At 34.4% G+C, this 20,738-nt stretch carries 17 protein-coding genes; 10 read left to right on the forward strand and 7 right to left on the reverse strand.

Annotation, left to right across the window (positions count from 1 at the left end):
- Nucleotides 1–21: 21 nt before the first annotated feature.
- Nucleotides 22–669 carry a hypothetical protein gene (locus OQ292_RS28835; protein ID WP_284687773.1) on the reverse strand — a complete coding sequence of 216 codons (648 nt, stop codon included), beginning with the start codon at nt 667–669 and terminating at the stop codon, nt 22–24.
- A 329-nt stretch (nt 670–998) separates the two neighbouring features.
- Between OQ292_RS28835 and OQ292_RS28840 the strand changes: the two genes are divergently transcribed.
- The 6 genes from OQ292_RS28840 to OQ292_RS28865 all read left to right on the forward strand — a co-directional run bounded on the left by OQ292_RS28840 (nt 999) and on the right by OQ292_RS28865 (nt 8,536).
- Nucleotides 999–2,384, forward strand: a complete 1,386-nt coding sequence (locus OQ292_RS28840) for a serine hydrolase (RefSeq protein WP_284687774.1) — start codon at nt 999–1,001, stop codon at nt 2,382–2,384.
- A 142-nt stretch (nt 2,385–2,526) separates the two neighbouring features.
- A complete protein-coding gene (locus OQ292_RS28845; RefSeq protein WP_284687775.1) occupies nt 2,527–3,039 on the forward strand; it encodes a hypothetical protein in 513 nt (170 codons plus the stop codon).
- A gap of 147 nt (nt 3,040–3,186) precedes the next feature.
- Nucleotides 3,187–4,635 carry an ATP-binding cassette domain-containing protein gene (locus OQ292_RS28850; protein WP_284687776.1) on the forward strand — a complete coding sequence of 483 codons (1,449 nt, stop codon included), beginning with the start codon at nt 3,187–3,189 and terminating at the stop codon, nt 4,633–4,635.
- Between the two features lie 211 nt (nt 4,636–4,846).
- Complete coding sequence (locus tag OQ292_RS28855; RefSeq protein WP_284687777.1) at nt 4,847–6,292, forward strand: sodium:solute symporter family protein; 1,446 nt, start codon at nt 4,847–4,849, stop codon at nt 6,290–6,292.
- 152 nt (nt 6,293–6,444) lie between these two features.
- On the forward strand, nt 6,445–7,308 hold the full coding sequence (locus tag OQ292_RS28860; protein ID WP_284687778.1) for a helix-turn-helix domain-containing protein: 864 nt from the start codon (nt 6,445–6,447) through the stop codon (nt 7,306–7,308).
- 106 nt (nt 7,309–7,414) lie between these two features.
- Nucleotides 7,415–8,536, forward strand: coding sequence for an acyl-CoA dehydrogenase family protein (locus OQ292_RS28865; protein ID WP_284687779.1), 1,122 nt, complete (start codon nt 7,415–7,417; stop codon nt 8,534–8,536).
- 60 nt (nt 8,537–8,596) lie between these two features.
- On the opposite strand, the gene OQ292_RS28870 is transcribed toward OQ292_RS28865, so the two are convergent.
- From OQ292_RS28870 to OQ292_RS28895, 6 genes are all read right to left on the reverse strand, one after another.
- Nucleotides 8,597–9,454, reverse strand: a complete 858-nt coding sequence (locus OQ292_RS28870; protein WP_284687780.1) for a transglutaminase-like domain-containing protein — start codon at nt 9,452–9,454, stop codon at nt 8,597–8,599.
- Between the two features lie 263 nt (nt 9,455–9,717).
- Nucleotides 9,718–11,493 (reverse strand): RagB/SusD family nutrient uptake outer membrane protein, encoded by a 1,776-nt coding sequence (locus OQ292_RS28875; RefSeq protein ID WP_284687781.1) that lies wholly within the window; start codon nt 11,491–11,493, stop codon nt 9,718–9,720.
- A gap of 22 nt (nt 11,494–11,515) precedes the next feature.
- Nucleotides 11,516–15,016: a SusC/RagA family TonB-linked outer membrane protein gene (locus OQ292_RS28880; protein WP_284687782.1), complete on the reverse strand. Its 3,501-nt coding sequence runs from the start codon at nt 15,014–15,016 to the stop codon at nt 11,516–11,518.
- Nucleotides 15,017–15,228: 212 nt separating this feature from the next.
- Entirely contained in the window at nt 15,229–16,272 is a 1,044-nt protein-coding gene (locus OQ292_RS28885; RefSeq protein ID WP_284687783.1) for a FecR family protein, read from the reverse strand.
- Nucleotides 16,273–16,361: 89 nt separating this feature from the next.
- Nucleotides 16,362–16,958, reverse strand: a complete 597-nt coding sequence (locus OQ292_RS28890; RefSeq protein ID WP_284687784.1) for an RNA polymerase sigma factor — start codon at nt 16,956–16,958, stop codon at nt 16,362–16,364.
- Nucleotides 16,959–17,090: 132 nt separating this feature from the next.
- On the reverse strand, nt 17,091–17,840 hold the full coding sequence (locus OQ292_RS28895; RefSeq protein WP_284687785.1) for a hypothetical protein: 750 nt from the start codon (nt 17,838–17,840) through the stop codon (nt 17,091–17,093).
- A gap of 315 nt (nt 17,841–18,155) precedes the next feature.
- Here OQ292_RS28895 and OQ292_RS28900 point away from each other — a divergent pair, with 315 nt between their 5' ends.
- The 4 genes from OQ292_RS28900 to OQ292_RS28915 all read left to right on the forward strand — a co-directional run bounded on the left by OQ292_RS28900 (nt 18,156) and on the right by OQ292_RS28915 (nt 20,670).
- Nucleotides 18,156–18,404 carry a hypothetical protein gene (locus OQ292_RS28900; protein WP_284687577.1) on the forward strand — a complete coding sequence of 83 codons (249 nt, stop codon included), beginning with the start codon at nt 18,156–18,158 and terminating at the stop codon, nt 18,402–18,404.
- A 292-nt stretch (nt 18,405–18,696) separates the two neighbouring features.
- Nucleotides 18,697–19,326: a hypothetical protein gene (locus OQ292_RS28905; RefSeq protein ID WP_284687578.1), complete on the forward strand. Its 630-nt coding sequence runs from the start codon at nt 18,697–18,699 to the stop codon at nt 19,324–19,326.
- 50 nt (nt 19,327–19,376) lie between these two features.
- Entirely contained in the window at nt 19,377–20,081 is a 705-nt protein-coding gene (locus OQ292_RS28910) for a carbon-nitrogen hydrolase family protein (protein WP_284687579.1), read from the forward strand.
- A gap of 118 nt (nt 20,082–20,199) precedes the next feature.
- Nucleotides 20,200–20,670 (forward strand): hypothetical protein, encoded by a 471-nt coding sequence (locus OQ292_RS28915; RefSeq protein ID WP_284687580.1) that lies wholly within the window; start codon nt 20,200–20,202, stop codon nt 20,668–20,670.
- The last annotated feature ends 68 nt before the right edge of the window (nt 20,671–20,738 follow it).

Genomic DNA, 20,738 nt, shown 5'->3' on the forward strand with positions numbered 1-20,738 from the left:
AGTGAGTGCTAATTGAATAGGCTAATTGATCTTTTTAAAACCTTCCATAAATTCACTTTTGGTGCAAATAGTGTATTCGAAGTTGATTCCTTTAAGCACCATATGCTTTTTATCACCTGCCAGAGCCATTACAAATCGTCTATTTATAGGTTCTTTTTCATCAACCTTAGTAAGTCTATTACAATGTGTGTTGTTACCATAAAACCTTTCAGGTGCGAGGGTAATTTCTGAGTTTAATATGTAAAATGAACCACTTTCTGCAATTTTAGTTTGTAGCATACATTTGCCAGATTTGTTTTTATATGAATAATAAAGTTCGTAGCGATTATCTTTTTTTAGGTTTAAAAGATGGTAATACCCCTTTTTACCATAATCTGCATTTTCAGCATAAACTAAAGATTGTTCGGTAAATGATTTGATCTGTAACCAGCTTCCGATTATTTCATTTTTAGAATATGGAGCAGAAAGCTTTAAAATATTGTATTGGGCATCTTTATCTTGAATATCTATTTTTTGATTTTCTTCATAATAGCTTAAAGAAATACTTTGAGCTTTCAATACTTTTTCATTTTGTGGCTCATAAAAAAGTTTGATTTGAGCAGCAATGGCAAAAAATAAAAAAATAGAAAAGCACAGCAGAGTGAGTCTTTTCAATCTATAAATAAGCATTGTTTTGTATTTTATTGATAGAGTAATTATTCTTTGACGAACGCATGAACAGTACTGTTCTCGATTTAAAAATCAAATCCATCATTTATTCTCAAAATGTAATTATCTCGGTTTAATTGCCTTTTTATGAGCTTATTTCATGAAGTTTTTACTATCAAAATATAGGTAAATTCAATATTGATTTACATAAGGCTAACAACGGGGGGACTTATGTAAATCGCTGATTTTAGAAAGATTTCTAAGATTTTTTTAAAATTCTTGATGACCATCTCTTTTAGCTAGCGATAAACAGATGATTGACAAATTACCTGTTTAAAAAAAATTGAAAGATGAGAGACATTTTAAAACTGAGATTAATATTTAGCATTATACTTATTTTATTGGCAGCTTGCGATGATGAAGACGATCCCACAACGAAACCAATAGCTGCTTTTTCCTTTAATATCGCCAATGAGGGCACACTTCCAACAATAGTTAGCTTTACTTCAACTTCGCAAAATATAGAATCTTACCTATGGAATTTCGGAGACGGGGGTATATCAGATTTGCAAAACCCAGAACATAGCTATACAGAAACTGGTACTTATCAGGTAACACTTACAGTAGAAAGTGGAAGCTTAAGCGATACAGAAACTAAATCGGTGAGTATTACGGTAGATGCAACTTCTAGTATTTCACAAGTAGACGATGTGATTAACACCTTTATGGCTACTTATAATGTACCGGGAATGTCTGTGGCAATAACAAAAGGAGAAGCCCTGGTTTATGCAAAAAGTTATGGCATAGCAGATACGGATAACAATATTGCAGTAAGTAATAATAGCCTTTTTAGAATTGCCAGTGTTTCTAAACCCATTACGAGTGTTGCAATATTTAAATTAATTGAAGCGGGTAAATTATCAATTAATGAGAAGGTGTTTGGCGAAGGAAACATTTTAGGAGCAGATTATGGTTCAACGCCTTACAATTCTGGAATAACTGATATTACTTTAAGTCATCTTTTACACCATACTGCTGGTGGTTGGGGAAATAGCGTAAACGATCCAATGTTTTCAAATCAGGAAATGACTCAAGCAGAATTAATTTCTTGGGTGTTAGACAACAGACCTTTAGACTACCAGCCGGGAGCTCATTACGATTATTCCAATTTTGGCTATTGTGTACTTGGTAGGATAATAGAAAAAGTGACTGGTGAAACATATGAAACTTGGGTTAAAGAAAATGTACTCGAACCTGCCGGCATTTATGGGATGGAAATAGCAGGAAATACACTAGAAGATCAAAAAGAAAATGAGGTGGTATATTATGGACAAAGTAGCCAGAATCCATATATCTACAATATTACAAGAATGGATGCACATGGTGGATGGATTTCTAATGCTACTGATCTTGCTAAGTTTTTGGTGCATGTAGATAATTACAATACAATACCAGACATTTTAGAAACTTCATCAATCAACACCATGACGAACGCTTCATCTGCTTATGCCAATTACGCTTGCGGTTGGGGAGTAAATAGTGCAAATAACTGGTGGCATGTTGGCAGTTTACCGGGTACTGCTACTGAGATTGTTAGGGCATCAAACGGATATAATTGGGTGGTTCTTTGTAACACAAGAAGTGCAAATTCAGCTTTTATCAATGAGATGGATGGCCTTATTTGGAAAGCTGTAAATGATGCAACAACAGAATGGCCAAATGTCGATTTGTTCTGAAAAAATGCTATTTTTTCTATAATAACGTATAAAATAGGACTCCTATAAAATAATCGTAACGGTCTTTCGTGACTTCGTAAATTGCCTTTAAAGTGATTTTGAGGCAGTTTACGATTTCTTGTTTTATATTGATTTATGGTTAATGGAATCTATTATTTTATTCAGTAAAAAGAAAAGGCTAAAAAAAATAGCAATTTATGCTGTAGTATTTCTATTTAGCAGCAATATGCTCAGGCTAATTTTTGAAACCGGTTCATTTAGAATTTTTACCGCAATTTTACTTTTTCTGGCAGCAGGTTTTTCTTTTTTAGTGTTGGCAGCAGAAGTAATGCATTTGTATGGTAAAGATCAAACTGGTTTAGTTGTTAGTGATCGAGGAATTTTTAAGAACGACTATTATGGTAAAATTATCGGTTTAGTAGAATGGACAAATGTTGATCACATTCTATTAATTGATAAAGACTCTATAGGAATTAAGGTGAAAGATATTTCACAATATAACATGGGCAAATTAGGTAGTAAAAACGCCAAATTGTTAAAAGAAGAAAAGATTATAATGATTCTATCGGATAGCAGGCTTGAAATTACTTTCGAAGAATTGTGGAATCTACTTGATTCTCATTTTGGCTCCTTCAATATGCAGGATGCTGCATAATTAATATTGTTAGTGGTAAGAAGTCATATAATGTGCTAAGCGAAATGATGTAGTTTTTGGAGTTCAATGGTCACTAATTGAATTTGATAATTACTTTTGCATCACAAATTAAAAATTTCGCATAAACCAGCATATAAAAACATTCAAATGACTTCTTACATTCACTTCCAAAATGCAGTACCAAGAATTCCCAATTCTCCATTTCCAGAACCATTTAACTGGGAAATTAACAAAGGCGAAATCTGGACAATTTTAGGAAGTAATGGAAGTGGTAAAACACGCTTTTCAGAAGTACTTGCTAGCCATTTTAGCTTTGTAAAAGGGAGTATAGATTATGCTTTTTACGATCGTGAGCAAGCAATAGCCGAAAATAATTATCGCGGTCCACGTCAGTATTTTAAAACTATCAGTTTTGATTCTGTATATACACTTGCCGATTATAAGGAGATGTATTACCAGCAGCGATTCGATAGTTATGGAGATGATGCGCCTAGTGTAGCAGAAATTTTTCATGAAGATGAAATCGATTCAGATGTTTTACATAAAATCGCAGATATTCTCGATTTACATAAATTGATGGATCGCAAGCTAATCCAACTTTCGAGTGGTGAACTAAGAAAATTAGTAATAGGTAAAATACTACTAGAAAAGCCCAAAGTACTTATTTTCGATAATCCATTTATTGGTTTGGATATTCCATCGCGCAAGCATTTAGACGAAGTATTTCCTGCATTGAGTGAGAGTGGTATACAACTATTCTTTTTGGTACCTTCTGTTAGCGATATGCCAATAGCCACTACGCATACTTTGCAGTTAGAAGGTGGAAGAATTATTTCTGCTGAAAAGGCAGGGGTAGAAGAGATGCAAGCTAAATTCCAATCAGAAAATATCTCTACTGAGATAGATTGGTCTAAAGTTCCGGCAACCACAGAAGCAGATTTTGAAGAAGTTTCTAAGATGGAAAACATCGATATTGCTTATGGAGAAAATGTGGTGAAACAGAATGTAAATTGGACGATAAAAAAGGGAGAAAACTGGGTTTTATTAGGTAACAATGGTTCTGGTAAATCAACTTTGCTCAGTTTCTTATTTGCAGATAATCCTTCTTCTTACAATAAAAACCTCACTTTATTCGACAGAAAAAGAGGAACCGGAGAAAGCATTTGGGACATAAAAAAACGCATTGGTTTCACATCCTCTGAGATGCATTTGTACTACAGAAAAAATGTGTCTTGCCTTAAAGTAGTAGAATCTGGCTTTTTCGATAGTGTAGGACTTTACAGAAAGTGTTCAGAAGCGCAGACTAAAATTGCCGAATACTTTTTCAAGGTTTTTCAAATTGAACATTTAATTGATAAATATTTCTTAAGAATTTCATCTGGTGAGCAAAGATTAATTTGCTTTTTGAGAGCGTTGGTAAAAAATCCTCCTCTTCTCATTTTAGATGAACCCTACCAAGGTATTGATGAGAAATATAAGCAATTGTGTAACAAGGTAGTAAATGCTTATTGTGCACAGCCAAATAAAACCCTTGTTTTTGTAACTCACAACAAAGAAGAAATTCCTGAGAGTGTAGATAATCAACTGAAATTGTAAAGATTTCAGTTGAAATCCCCATAACATTGTATACAAAAGGAGTTGATTTGCAGCCTCGCTAATCCCTTTATAACTTAGTAGAACAACGAATCTGAAACTTCAGATTTACTTCTAAATGCTTATCGAACTTTAAGAATTCCTTAACCTTATTAAATAATCATTTTTATAAATATCATCCAAAATTTCACATTAAGGAGATACAAACTATTCTATGAATTTTATTGACATTATTGTATTTATAGCCTACTTCGCAGCAATGCTTGGAGTAGGGATTTACTTTTTTAAGAAAAATGAAAGTGTTGACGATTATTACATCGGAGGCAGATCTATGGGCAGCTGGCATATTGGTTTGTCAGTTGTGGCCACAGATGTAGGAGGAGGCTTTTCCATCGGTTTAGGTGGCTTGGGTTTTAGCATCGGTTTGGCGGGCTCTTGGATGCTATTCACCGGACTTTTTGGAGCATGGCTAAGTGCAGTAGTTTTAATTCCAGTAATTTCTAAACTTTCAGATAAACACAAGTTTTTTACTTTTCCACAAGTCTTCGAACATTTCTACAATAATAAAGTAGCATTGGTAGCAGGTATCATTTCGGCGATTGGTTATATAGGTTTCACAAGCTCACAATTATTGGCAGGAGCTAAATTGGCATCAGCAACTTTCCCAGAGGTTGATTTAAATACTGCATTAATTATAATGGGTGTAATTGCAGTAGTTTATACGGGAATCGGAGGTCTAAAAGCAGTAATTTACACCGATACCATCCAGTGGATTATCTTAATGTCTGGACTGATATTTTTGGGAATCCCCTTTGCCTACGAAGCTGTTGGCGGTTATGAAGTAATTAGAGAAACACTAGGTGATGAGTTTTTTACATTGAGTAATATCACTTGGCAGCAATTAGCAAATTGGGCAATTACGATTATGCCAATCTGGTTTATTGCCATGACACTTTATCAAAGAATTTATGCATCAAAAAGTGAGCAGCATGCTAAAAAAGCTTGGTTTATTGCCGGTTTGTTTGAGTGGCCAATTATGGCTTTTATGGGAGTAATTTTAGGTTTATTTTCTAGAGTTGCTTATGAAAATGGCATGTTTGCGGAGATAGGTTATGCGGTTGGATCTTCTATAGACGCAGAAATGGGCTTACCAATTTTACTAAATTCTATTTTGCCTGCTGGCTTAATGGGCTTAATGCTTTCAGCGTATTTTTCAGCGATACTTTCTACTGCCGATAGTTGCTTAATGGCTGCCTCAGGAAATGTGCAAACAGATATACTAGATAAGCTTTTTAATTTAAAACAAGATACCAAATCGCAATTAAAGGTTTCGCAATTAGTAACCATTGTAATCGGAGTAGTAGCACTTTTGCTAGCCACAACCATGACCAACGTCTTGGAAATGATGCTTTATTCTTATGCATTTATGGTTTCAGGTTTACTAGTACCGATTTTAGTTGCTCTATATGGTAAATCACCCAATTCTCAAGCAGCATTATTTACCATGATTCTAGGTGGAACTATAACAGTAGTTTTAATCGTAGCAGAAATCCCACTTCCATTCGATTTGGATGCCAACATTTTTGGAATTTCCGCTTCTGCAATTATCTATTTTATAGTAGATAAAGTAAGTCAACCTGCCGAATTGGTAACAAAGTAAAAAATAGTATTTAGATAGAAGCATCATTGCATTTTTGTAGTGATGTTTTTTCTTTTCATTTATCTAAATACTTGAGCTTAATCAGAAAAAGCTTTAAATTGTAAGAAGGATTTTTTCTTTATCAAATTTCCCTCTCACTTAAAGCTAATTCAATGCTGAATCTTTATGAGCTCATAAAAGATGGTTTGTATTACAACAAGTTTGTTGTAGACGAAAACATTTTTGTAGAGTACAGTTGCCCTTTAGAAGATGAGCAATTTGGCATTTTTTCTCAATCAGACTTTTTAGTGCATGTATTGAGTGGAAAAAAAACATGGGAATCTATGGAGGGCTCATGGGAGGTTGAAGCGGGTCAAACACTATATCTTAAAAAAGGAGCTAACATGATAAAGCAATTCTTCGAAGACGACTTTTGCATGTTGGCTTTCTTTATTTCTGATGATTTAATTAAAGAAGCAGTAAATGATGTAATTGGTAAATTCACTTTGAGTAATACATCTTGCAAAGACAATTTTAAAGCAGCTCAATTAAAATCCAATGTGTTTCTTGAAGGCTTTTTTCAATCTATGTTGCTTTACTTCTCAGAAAAAGAAACTCCCACAGACTATTTGTTAAAACTGAAATTAAAAGAGTTATTAGCCAATATTATTTGCAGTAACGAAAATCCGGAATTAGTAAACTACTTTAAAGTAGTGGCTGATGAGAGTAAGCCTTCATTAATGCAGATTATGGAGCAAAATTTCTGTTTCAACTTAAAACTGGAAGAATTTGCCAAGCTTACAAACAGAAGTTTATCAACTTTCAAAAGAGACTTTCAGCAGTATTACAACACTACACCGGGCAAATGGCTTACTGCCAAAAGGTTAGAGTGTGCATCTAAACTCATTCAAAACAATTTTTCCAACATTACACAGATTGCATATAAATGTGGTTTTGAGGATGTTTCACATTTTAGCAAAGCTTTTAAAAGTCATTTTGGTATTGCTCCCAGCGAATATGCCAGAGTTAACTGCTAAAAAATCGTTATGAACTTTTAAGCCAACATATTAAACTTTTGAACAAAGCATAACAGCAATTGGAAATCCATTTTTGTAATGAATAGAACAACAAAATTATATAAAAATGGAAACTGTTATTTCAATAAAAAACTGGACCGAAATTACGCATAAACTAGGTGTAGAATTTTCTAAGAGAACATTTGAGAGTGATACAAATGGCACTTTTGTTTACGAAAATTATGCTCAGCTAAAGGAGCAAGAGTATTTCTCTGCTATGATACCGGAAGAATTTGGCGGTGGAAATTTGCAGTATAAAGATATGTGCAATACTATAAGAACTATGGCACATTACTGTGGATCAACGGCTTTGGCATTTTCGATGCATCAGCATTTAATTGCAGCTACCATCTGGAAATACAAGCATAAAAACCAAGGAGCACCATTATTACAAAAAGTGGTAGCAGACCAGATTGTATTAGTAAGTACAGGAGCAAGAGACTGGTTAGAGTCTAATGGTGAACTAAAAAAAGTAAAAGGAGGGTTTGAATTTACAGGTAAAAAAAGCTTTGCCAGTCAGTCGGCAGATGAAGATATTGCAGTTACTAGTGCCACTTATTTAAATGAAAATAACGATTGGAAGGTATTACACTTTGGTGTACCAATAAAAACAGAAGGAGTTTCTGTGATTAATGATTGGGATGTAATGGGTATGAGAGGTACAGGCTCGCAATCAATCGTTTTTGATAAGGTTTTTGTACCCGAAACAGCCATTTCGCTAGAAAGACCAAGAAGTGAATTTCATATAGTTTGGGATATTGTAATTACTGTAGCATTGCCTTTAATTATGTCTGCTTATGTGGGAATTGCAGAGCGAGCTATGGAAATTGCAGTAGAAAAAGGCAAAAAGTATTTCCGAAATCAAAATCACATCACACACATCATTGGCAAAATGAATAATACACTAGTAAGTGCCAGAACGCAATGGAAAGCCATGTATGCACTCACCAATAATTTTGATTTTAAACCAGATGAATCTATTACAAATGAGATGTTGAGTTTAAAAACCAATGTTGCAGATGCTTGTATACAAACAGTAAGTGAAGCAATGGAAGCAATTGGTGGGCAAAGTTTCTATAAGAAAAATGAATTAGAAAGACTTTTTAGAGATGTGCAAGCGGCTCAATTTCATCCATTACCGAAATGGGAGCAATATGATTTTGTAGGAAAAAGGATATTAAACAAATAGAACCAACACAATAATTTGGTTGGTTCTATTCGAATTATATTATTTGAGAGGTTAGCTAAATTATTGGTTAACCTCTTCTATTTGTTCTTTTACTGAAACATTATAGCTCGTATAATTTTCACCGGCTCCTTTAATTACCCCTTTAATCGCTGGGCAATCGCTAATGTCTACACCATGAGCAATTTTGATGTAATGAAAATCTTCTAACAGGTTGTTTGTAGGATCGAAGCCAACCCAACCAATTTTTGGAATTTTTGCTTGTACCCAAGCATGAATTGCTCCAGCACCAATAATATTATCTCCTTGATTTAAATATCCACTTACATATCTGGCCGGAATTTTATTTATCCTTAAGATCGCCAACATAAAATGCGCATAATCTTGGCAAACTCCTTTTCTGTCTATAAGTGTAGTTTCTAGCTTTCTATAAACATCTGTAATGCTGCTATCATAAGTCATTTGTGTATTTACAAACTGATTGATACGCTTTAAAAAATCAAAAACGGATTCTCCTTCTTGCATTACAGGACACGAATAATCGGCCGGAATTCTGGTGTATTTATCTAAACTAAGAAAAGGGAAATGATCTATTCCAAAAGCATCTGACTGAATAAAAGACCTTTCTTCTTCATATGGAATTGACAAAAAATCGAAAGGGTTAGTAACTTTCTTATCGACTAATGCATTAAACTTAAATTCAATTTTTTCAGGTTGATTTTTAAGCCTGAATCTTATGCTTTCAAAACCAAAAACATTCTTAGAAAAATAAGAAGGTGTATCTGGGTATATCTCAAAACTCGATTCTATTACCTCTTGTGAGCTGTTGTTGGTAGGTGAAACCAAAAAGTCCAATACAGACTCTTTTGATAAAGTAGAGTAAGTGTTTTGAGTAGAATAGCTAATTGTGTAAATAGGCATCGCAAAATGATTAAGGTTAAATACTTTTTAATTGCCAATCAGAATTTAATATTTTGAGCAGCCCTAGATCAAACTAATTTCTTCCGATAACAAGCAAATCTAGTATTAAATTTCAAAATAGCTCTTTTCTTAAAATTTAATACTATTCTTATAATTAAACAAAAAGCGAAATTGTTTTAGTATAAATAAAAAAACAAGGTCGCAATTTGCCACCTTGTTTACATTTATGCTTTAGAGCACTTTAATCTACTTTTATTATATTTTTACCATCCCGGGTTTTGCGTAATATTTGGGTTTTGAGCTATAGTACTTAAAGGAATCGGCCAGAGATAATGCTTACTTTCATCAAAAACAGGATTTGCCCAATCTGTTCCTTGGTATACATCAATATAAGTGTTACCAGAAACAGGATCTACAATAGTTTTAATGGTTGCATTTTCGTAACGCTCCGCAGCAGCATCATTCCAACGGATACCCATGGTAGGCACTTCTAGTTTTTTACCTTGCTTCCAACGACGCAAGTCATTATAGCGAAGCCCTTCCATAAACATTTCTATTCTGCGCTCTCTTCTTATTTCTACGATGAGAGGAGAAACGCCATCATTCGCGTATCTTGGGTCTTCTGGTACATTGCTCATATCTAGATGTGGCATGCCTACTCTGTCTCTTAACAGATTAATACTCATATCTAAATCTGTTTGAGTGATAGTGCCTAGTTCGGCAACAGCTTCTGCATAATTCAGTAATACTTCACCAAATCTTAAGATAATTGCAGGAGATTCAGCCGTATTATAAGCTTTACCAATTAAATCATCTGCATTGTAATGTTTAATAATATGATAGCCAGTTGCTGTAATTAATCCTCCAGACATACCTGTTACACGCGGATAATCTCTGCCATCTAGGTTATAATATCTGTATTTTGGTGTGTCATCTGGATGCAGAATTGTTTGTCTTAACCTTGGATCGCGATTTTCAAATGCCGACTCAATGGTTTCATCTCCTTGGTATAGTGGAGAGATTGATATTGGTAAACCATCGGTACATAGATAATCTTCTACCAAACTTTTTGTAGCACCACCAGAATAACTAAAGTAGCTCTGTACGTGATTGGTAAAAGTTCCCAATTGGTACTTTCTCCAATACATTACTTCAGAGTTTCCTGTTAAATCGAGCATTTGATGATAAGCATTGTAATCGCTTTCAGGATTCCCAGTATTATACAAAGAATAAGGACCATTTTCCATTACTTCTTTGGCTGCAGCCGCCGCTTCTTGCAACCACATTTCTGCATTAGCACCACCGTGGTATTTTCTCCATGTTCCTTCAAAAAGACAAATTCTAGATTTTACCAAAAGTGCACACCAGCGGTTCAATCTACCCGGAGCATTGCCATCAGACCAGTCGTCTGGTAAGTTTTCTGTTGCAAAAGTGAGGTCTGCCAATATATTATTCATGGCTTCTTCTCTAGGAGTACGGGCAGCATACAATTCTTCAGAATCGATGTTTAATTCTTTTTCTACCCAAGGTACAGCACCAAATTTTTCTACTTTCTCACCGTAAAACCAACCTCTAAATAAGCGAGCTTCTGCCGCATATTTATTAATGGTTTCTTCTGCAATATTTGCATTGCCATAGTTCTCCAAACCGACATTAATGGCTCTCACGAAATTCCAGCCTTTGTAGCCAAACCATTGTGGTGAAGTAGGTATATTATGCTTTCCAGCTCTTACTTGTTGAAAACGAGAATGTCTGGAATGGTTTGGTGCCATGTTATCGGCAAACTCATCTTGAAACCAAATGCTTCCCCAGTGGCTATTGAATCCATCATAATGTCCCATTAGAATAGGCACATTATCATCATTACGAGCTAAGTTATACAAGCTATTATTATAAACCATTAAGTCGGCTTCGGTATTCCAGAAAGTCTCACTGCTTATTTCATCAAGTGGATATCTTTCTAGAAACTCGTCATTACAACTGTTAGAAAGCAGAATTGAAATTATAGCTAGGGTGATTTTTATAATATAGTTCTTCATTTTCATCTTCAATTTAAATGTCTTATAAAGAGATTCTTGCACCAAGTGTAAAGATGCGCTGCATCGGGTACTCAATCGCTCCTGAGTAAATAGTTTCAGGATCGAGTGGTTTGCGAATTGGTGAGTATTCCCAAAGGTTCATAGAAGCAAGGTACAATTGAGCTTGTCCGAGACCAGCTTTTTCTACCAAGTTTGTAGGTAAGCTATAACTTAGTGTGATGTTTTTCAAGCGGATGTATGCAGCATTTTGCAAGAATCTAGATTGTTGCTGAATGTTTTTCTTATCATTGGTGGAGATGTGAGGAGCAGCAAAGTAGGCATCTCTGTTATCTTCAGTCCAAGAATCTGTTATGTAGTATTTTTCAACATGACCCGCATTGAATGGGAAGAACCATGTCCAGTTACCAGAAGTTGGCCAGTGGTCTCTTTTAAAATATCCTTGGAAGAAAGTAGTAAGTGAGAAGTTTTTCCAACTTAAACCAGTATTAATGCCAAAGCTGTATCTTGGATTACTGTTACCAATAATTTTTCTATCTCCCGGATCATCCAAAGTGTTACTACCAGAACTGATAATGCCATCGCCATTTAGATCTTTGTACTGAATATCTCCCGGTCTCCAATTAGAGCCAATTCTAGATTGATCTGGTGCATCTGCAACATCTGCTTCTGTTTGGAAGATTCCAACCGTTTCATAACCCCAGATTTCACCCAATTTCTGTCCCACATAGTATTCAGAGATAGCACCAGTTGGGTTGTCGTATTTGGTAATTTCGGCTGTCCAGTCTGACAATGCGAGTGTAACATTGTAGCCCCAATCTTTTTTAATTCTATCTCTCCATGTTAATGCCATTTCCCAACCACTTGTTCTCAAATCTGCTGCATTAGATTTTGGAGCACTTGTACCCAAAATATCAGGATATTCTACGTCCATCAACATGTCTTTGGTATCTCTGGTGTAGAGGTCAAAAGAAGCATCGAGTTTGCCCTCAAACATGGTAAAGTCTAAACCAATGTTTTTAGAAACTACAGTTTCCCAAGTAAGTGTAGGGCTTACTAAACCAGCAGCAGAAACATAAGGAATTAATCCGTTGCTCATGATGTATGGTGATGTACCGATACCCATGGTAGAAATGTAAGGGTAATAAATTGGATTGTCGTTTCCATCTACTAACAACTGATTACCCAAAGTACCATAAGAAGCACGAACCTTCAAGTTTTCTAACCAACCTCTTGTACCCGCCATAAAGTTCTCGTTAGATATTTTCCATCCAACAGAAACAGATGGGAAGAACCCGAAGCGATCTTCTTTCGGAAATCTGGAAGTACCATCGTAACGGCCGTTAAACTCAATGAGGTAGCGATCTTTAAAAATGTAGTTTAATCGATAAAATAAACCACGTAAAGCCACATGAGAACTACCACCAAAAGTTTGTTGTGTTCCAGTAGTTGCATTGAGGTCGGTGATAGATGGCGTAATTAATGATCTGGCTTGTGCTCTTATGTATTTATTTTGTCCCCACTCTTGATTAAAACCTACCATGGCAGTTAAATCGTGGTTTAGTGATGAACTCAGCTTGTACTCGCCAAATATGTTAAATACATAATATTGATTGTAATTACTACGATTGTCTATCCAATCGTCGCCACTAAAACCATTGCTTATAGGGTTAGTGTCGGTTAAATCATTACTAACTATCTCGATTTTACTCTGCACATCCTGATAGCTTCTATTAAAGATGTTGTAAGAGAAATTAGAGATAATTTTAAATCCTTTAAATGGAGTTACTGTAGCTCCAGTAGTTAGCCAGATGTCGTTATTGGTGTAAGTAGTTCTACCACCATCTTTTAGATAGGGGAAAAAGTTAGTACCACCAAAATATTTACCGATTAAAGGTGCATATAAATCATGATCACCAGGTTCTAGGTAATAGTCTAAATCGGGGAATTGTACTGGCATAATCGGGTTTACTCTTGCCAGTGAGTTAATGTTTACATCCCAGTTGTAAAAGTGAGGCTTATCGCTTTTTTGAGAGTTAAAAACTATTTTTTCATTCAAGGTAAGCCATTTATTCACTTTAAATTCGCCTTTCATCAAGATGTTATAGCGCTTAAAGTTTTCATTGTTATATCTGAGATAACCGTCTTTATTTAAATGGCCAAACGATACATAGTAATTTGAAGACTCCGAACCACCTGAAATTGTAAGATCGTGTTGTTGAGTAGGAGCGAGGTTGGTCATTATTTGGTTCTGATAATCATTATATCCATAATACCTCAACACACCGTCTACAACTCCCCATTCTGGTGCTGTATTTGGATTCTCAGACCATGCTTTGGTTGCTTCTACCATGGCATCGTCGTAGCTTGGTACTCCGTTGGTTCTAATGTTGGCAAGATTTCTAGCTTGCACAAATTCGTAAGGGTCAGTCACTACATCCATATTAAAAATAGGTTTTGCTAAAGACCATTGCGTATTTAGAGAGATATTTACCTTGCCAGCTTGACCTTTTTTAGTTTCGACCAGCACAACACCAAAAGCGGCTCTGGCTCCATACACAGCGGCAGCCGAAGCATCTTTTAACACACTCACACTTTTAATATCACTAGGGTTAATTCTGTTTAAATCCATAGGTACACCATCTACCAGAATAAGCGGAGCACCCCCATTAATAGACTCAAAACCTCTAATGTTAAAATCAATTCCTGCTGAAGGATCGCCATTTCTTACGGTAACATTTAGGTTAGGAACTACCCCTTGCAAACCTTCACCAACCGATGCGATAGGTCTGTTTTCGAGTCTTTCACTATCAGCGGTTCCTACAGCACCAGTTAGGTTTACTTTTTCTTGTGTTCCGTAACCAACTACTACGACTTCTTCGAGTTGTTCCAGATCAGACTCCAAAGCAATATCTATTACACTCTGGTTGCCTATTTCTATTTCTTGGGTTAGAAATCCAATATAACTAAATTGTAAAACACTATTTGCAGGGGCAGAAAGCGAATATTGCCCGTTTAGGTCTGTGGTAGTTCCGTTAGATGTTCCTTTAATAAGAATACTCACACCCGGTAATGGTTCTTGGCCATCACCAGATGTAACTGTTCCAGAAATTTTAATTTGTAGTGGGGCTTCATACTGAACTTCTTCTACATAATTTCTAAAGAAGTTTTTCTTTACATGAATATTTCCATTTACTCGCCTAAAATGTAGGTGAGCATCTTTAGAGAGAATTCTAAGAATATCTCCCAATGAGCGATTATTAAACTCACCAGAAATTTTGATGTCTTTGTTTATAATTTCTTTATGATAAGAAAACTTAAGATTGGTTTCCTTTTCAATTTTCGAAAAGACATCTTTTAGATTGTTGTTATACAAATGAATGGATATGTGTATATCTTCTATACTAGCATTTTGAGAGTTACCTTCTTTTGCAAGTAAGAACTGTAGAAATACAGTTTGTAACAATATGCCAATTAATACATTTCTTGACATAAACATAATTAGTCTTAGTAGTTTCAATTTCATATTTTTGTTATGTTTTTAATTAAACAAAAGATTACCACCCATTCCCGTAGCATATAAGAGGTTCCCCAACGTCTTTTCTGATAGGAATGGTGAAGTGATTTTTAGAAAGTCAGTACGTCTGAATTTTCAGTGTACTGGCTTTTTTTAACCCGAATTAAATAGCGATAAAGTTGTCATTGTTTTTTTGTTTTGGTTATGAATCAAATCCGATTTTAGTTAAATATTTTCACGTTCTTATCCTGTATTTCATAGTTAAAACCCAGAGTAAAACCTAGACCATCGAGTACTTCGCCTAGAGAAGCATTATTGTATTGTCCCGTATAACCGCGATTTATTTGTTTGTTAAGCTCGGTATTAAATTTTACACCGTACCATCTGCCTAGTCGCTTAATTATCTCCTCGAAGGAAGCATCATTAAAAAACAGGATACCATCTTTCCAGCTTAAGATTTCTTTTGCATCAAAATGACTACGATCGACTAGCATCTCCCCAACTTTATTTCTCTTAATCTCTAGCATTTCGCTAGGAGCGAGTATTTCACTTTTAGAAAATGCCTCACTATTCACTTGTACACTGCCCTCTACCAAAGCTATTTGTACTTTGTTATCTGTTGCATAAGATTGAATGTTAAAAGAGGTACCCAACACTTTGGTTTCAATTTGATTTGTTACCACTATAAATGGTTTGCTGGTATCTTTGCTTACTTCAAAAAAGGCTTCACCTTCTAAAAAAACTCTTCTTTCGTCTCCTGTAAATCTTTCAGGAAATTTTAACTTGCTCTCTGCATTAAGGTTAATTATAGTTCCATCTGTAAGCTTAATTGAAGAGTTTCTCCCTGCCGGATTACACTTTGTAACATACTTAATTTCAGTTTTTTCAGATTTGGATGGAAGTTGATTATTGTAGAAATAATAGCCTGCTACGATAAGTAATAAAATGGCCGCGGCAATTTTGAAAAGGTATCGATTAGGCTTTTGTGGCTCATAAACTACTTTCGTCTCTTTTCTGGGAGTATCCATTTTGGCTTCAATTTCTTCCCATAAGGCATCAGCTTTGTTAAAAGACATATTGCTACTTTGGAAATTGCTGAGCCTAACCAGCTTCTTTGCAGCTTCTATTTTTTCTACTTCTTCGGGATTGTCTTCTAGCCAGTTGTTCCAGAACCTCACTGTTGTTTCATCAGGATTGAGTATCCATTTCCTGAATTTCGCATCGTCTGCTAGTTGTTCTACAGTGAAGTTTTTATATTGATTCATTTGATTTTAGCTCCTTTTATTTACCAGAGACTTGCCAAAATCAGATGTAATGAAAATTCGATAAGTTTTTTTAATTTTTTCTGAGGAGATTAAAAAAAGAAAAGCATCATAGAAATAATGCTAGAAAATTGAAACAGCTCTTTTCGGATGTTTCTTAAAGCCAGATGCACTAAATTTCTCGAAGCCTGATTGGAAATCTCCATAATTTCAGAAATTTCATTGTAATCAAATCCCTCAGTATACCTCAAATGAAAAGCTTCTTTTTCTCTTTTGCTAAGTTTGTTTATAGCATTGTAGGCTCTTCGGAGCTGGGTTTGAACATTTTCTGCTTCAATAATTACTTCTTCTAGACTTAAAATAGCTTGAAACTGAAAACCCATTTCTGTGTGTAAACCATTTTTTCTTTTTCTCTCTTGAAGCCGTCTAACAATTTTTCTTTTTAGTGCAGTAAAGAGATAGGCTTTTACAGATTCCACCAAATCGAGTTGTTTTCGTTTATCCCATAGTTCGAGAAATAAATCTTGTAGGCAGTCTTCTATTAAGGTGTGATCTTTTGTGAAACTCTTTCCGAAGCAAAAAAGCGCATCTACATATAGGAAATATAATTCTTTTAAAGCTAACCTATCGTCTTCCCGAAATTGCGCCCAAAGAGCTGCATCGTTTTTAAGAAAACTTTTTGTAATCATCGATTTATCTTCTGCGGATTAGCTATAATTATTTATTGGTAACTAAATCTAGGTTAAATTTTTAGTATTTCAAATAGCTAAGAGAGAATTGTAAGTAGATGAGAGGTTTTAATTATGAAATTGGGTGTGTTTCTAATCTCTAAATTTTGGGTTCTCATCCAAATATTCTTCTCGATAATTTCCGTGCTCATTAAACATACTTTGGAATTGTCTGTAATTAATATTGCCTTTAAATGTATTGGAGTAGCTATTACCAAGCTTTATTCTTAGATCTGTGTGGTAATCGCCATCATAAATTCTTGTATTCGTGAGTGCTACATAGTTTTGTGGTAAAATAATGGAATGAAGCCCAACACCGCACATATAGCTGAATGGTTCTTCAATAGCACGCCAATTGCCTATACTATCTTTGGCTTCAAGAAAAACAGGTATAAATTCTCCAAATCCAATTTCAACATTAGTATCTTCTAAATTCTTAATTAATACAGGATAAGAAAAAATAGCTGTAGAATGAATATAGCTAAAATCAATAGGAATTTTAGTGGCGGTATCTACTTTAATTTGGAGATTCAATGAATCAAATACTACATTTTTTGTAAAGCTATTCTCAAAAGATTCGAACTTGTCATCTTGGTTTCGATTCTCGTATTCATCCCTGAGTTTAAGAAAAACTTCAAAGTCTTCATCTGAATCACTAGGTGGAGGAGGAGGTGGCGACAACCAATAATTCGCAAAAATTGTATCCTGTTCTAAGCCTAAATAAAGAGGTTTGTTAAATGAAGTTGATATCCAAGTTTCTTCCTTAGACTCAATTTTTAGGTTTTGGTGATAAGACAGAGTATCAAGAATTACAGGAAAGGTGTAATCTACACTTGATATCATAATATCCTTATGTATCTCTGTTTTAAGATTCTCACAAGAATAAAAGAGAGAAGTAGTGAGAATAACTAATAAATATATTCTAAAGTAAGATTTGATAACCATTCTGATATATGCTTTTCTTATATAATACATGAAGCATAAAAAGGTACAGATTGGCTTAATGTATAATTATTATCTAAAAATAGCTAAGCGGGAATTGTAAATAGATGAGAGGTTTTAATATTTGATAATTACACTGAAAATTGCCAAAACGATATTAATAAAGCTTTTAAGCTTAATTATATTTGATCAATTATCGACTTACAAACTTCAGTTATGGAATACATTTTTGAATCAGATTTTTTTGCAATATCAGATCAAGGAATTCATCTTTTAAGGAACAGATACAACTATAAGACTTTAGATTTTAAAGAAATCGAACAGGTAATATTGGAAGAAGGCAAGCTAGTTAATAATTGGATATTACTTTATACAATTGGTTTAATTGCTGTTGGCTTTGCAGTGTTTTATTCTTTTGAATGTTTAATGATCCAGAAATCTCTCACATCTATTTGGAAGAAATAATAATACCTGTTATTCCACTTCTGGTTGGTGCATATTGCATTTATACATCTCTAAAAAAGGGCCAACTTTAAAGATTGTTCTGATTAAGAACCAAAGAAAAAGTATTCCTTTAGATAAAGTAGAAAAAAATGATCAGCTTTCTCTTTTAACAAAATCAATTAAAGAAATTTCAGCATTAAACAAAAAAGCTATTTTTAGAATTTAAATAAGCTTTTTACCCACCAATACACCCAATTATTTAGATTTATAAAAGTTACTTATAAACAGTTATTTCCCAAAAAATTTATAAGAAATGAGTACTAAATCTGATCATTGTTTGGTGTGTGAAAATCATCATAGAGATGTATTGTTGGGAGTGCTTTGTGGCTTAACAAAACAAAGACCTTCTTTTAATAGAACTTGTCAAAAAATTAAGTTTGGGCAAAATCTCTATAAGAGAATAGAGCTAGTTAATCTCGATAAAAGATTAGTAGAAAGTAAGAAAAACTTAACCATCGGAAATTTCATTTTTTTTATTCTTCTATCCTTCTGTTTTGTACTGTTTTCGATTTATCTATTTTTTGTAACACTATCAAGCGGTGTGATTGCAACTTTACCTTTTGTAATCGGTTTTGTAGGTTTATTAATATTGCCTTATGCGGTAGGTCCAGCAAGAAAATACTGGACAGAACGCTCGATTATGAAAGAAAAATTAACAGCACTTACTGAAGTACTAAATCTATATGGTTTAGAGTACGAACTCGATATGCAAATTGAGAAAGGCTACCACAATATTTTAGAGGTAACTGTTCAAATAAAACTTAAAAAAAATGGTAAACTTGCTGGTAAATACACCAACAGTTTTAGCTATAATAATAATGAGGAGAAAACCGAAAACTACAGTGTAGGAGAGGTTATAGGTGGAATTGGCAATTTTTTTTAATCGGGGATTTTATTCCTTATTTTTAGGCGGAACTGTTATTTTTTTATCCAATGAAACTCTGTGTTGCTCAGCTTGCATCTAAAAAGGGAGATATTCTGGAGAATATTTCCAGACATATAAAAATGATAAATTCAGCAGTGACTCAAGGTGCCGAATTAATCATTTTTCCAGAATTATCTTTAACTGGTTATGAGCCCAAACTAGCTAAAGCGTTGGCAACTTCGCAAGACAATAAAATGCTTGGCGAGTTTCAGCAACTGAGCGATCAGCATCAGATTACAATTGGCTTAGGTTTACCTACTAAATATTCCGAAAGTATTTGTATCAGTATGGTTATTTTTCAGCCAAACCAATCGAGATTAACCTACTCCAAAAAATATATCCATACAGACGAAGAACCTTATTTTGTGTGTGGCAAAAACTTTCCTGTACTTAAACTAAAAGGTAAAAATATTGCGATAGCCATTTGTTACGAATTGTCTATTCCGGCTCATGCAGAGGCAGCATATAACAATGGAGCAGATGTTTACATTGCCAGTGTGGCAAAAACAGAAACTGGAATAGCGAAAGCGCATGAGACTTTATGTGCTATTGCAAAGAAGTATAATTTCCCTGTGTTAATCTCCAATAGTGTTGGCCCTTCAGAAGATTTTATTAGTGCGGGTAATTCTGCAATCTGGGATAAAAACGGCATTTTGCAGGCTAACTTAGACGCTGTGGAAGAAGGTCTGTTGCTGTTTAATTTGGATGATTAAAAATAGCTTCCTTACTTTATGAAATTCTAAAAGCTGTTAATTAAACAGTCAAATTTCATTTTTTAGTAAAATTAGCAGTACTTTCACTGCTTGAAGTAAAAAATAAAACTAATCGATAATGAAAAAACTTCTGATTCTTTTCACATTTGTACTACTATCATTCAGCGGATTTTGTCAGGATTATACCTCTTTAAATACATACGCATTTGAAAGTGACGATGATTATAGACAAGCTGAATTAAAGATTATGGAATGCGCCAATTATTTGTTGATTAATCCGATGGATTTAGAACCACGCAACAGATATAGTGCAATTCAATTTATTGTAAAATGGATGGGTGGAACTCCACATTATAGTTTTGCTATTCAGCCAGAAGCAATGGAAATTACAAAAGACAGACCCGATCTGTTTTCTATGTACATGGCTTGTATATCTAAAGCTGCTTTAGAGAATAGTGAAACAACACTTACTGAGAAAGAGATGCATGAAAAAGCAGTAGATTATTTAATTGATTATTGCGCTAATGAAGAAAATAAATTGAAAACTTCGAAGGGTTTAAGAAAAATTATAAAAGCCAGAAATCAGTAGGCTTTATATAAAAAATATAAGGAAAGATGAAGATGTAATTTTTTGCATCTTCATCTTTCCTTAAGGTT

Source organism: Chondrinema litorale (assembly GCF_026250525.1).
In the GTDB taxonomy this organism is placed as follows: domain Bacteria; phylum Bacteroidota; class Bacteroidia; order Cytophagales; family Flammeovirgaceae; genus Chondrinema; species Chondrinema litorale.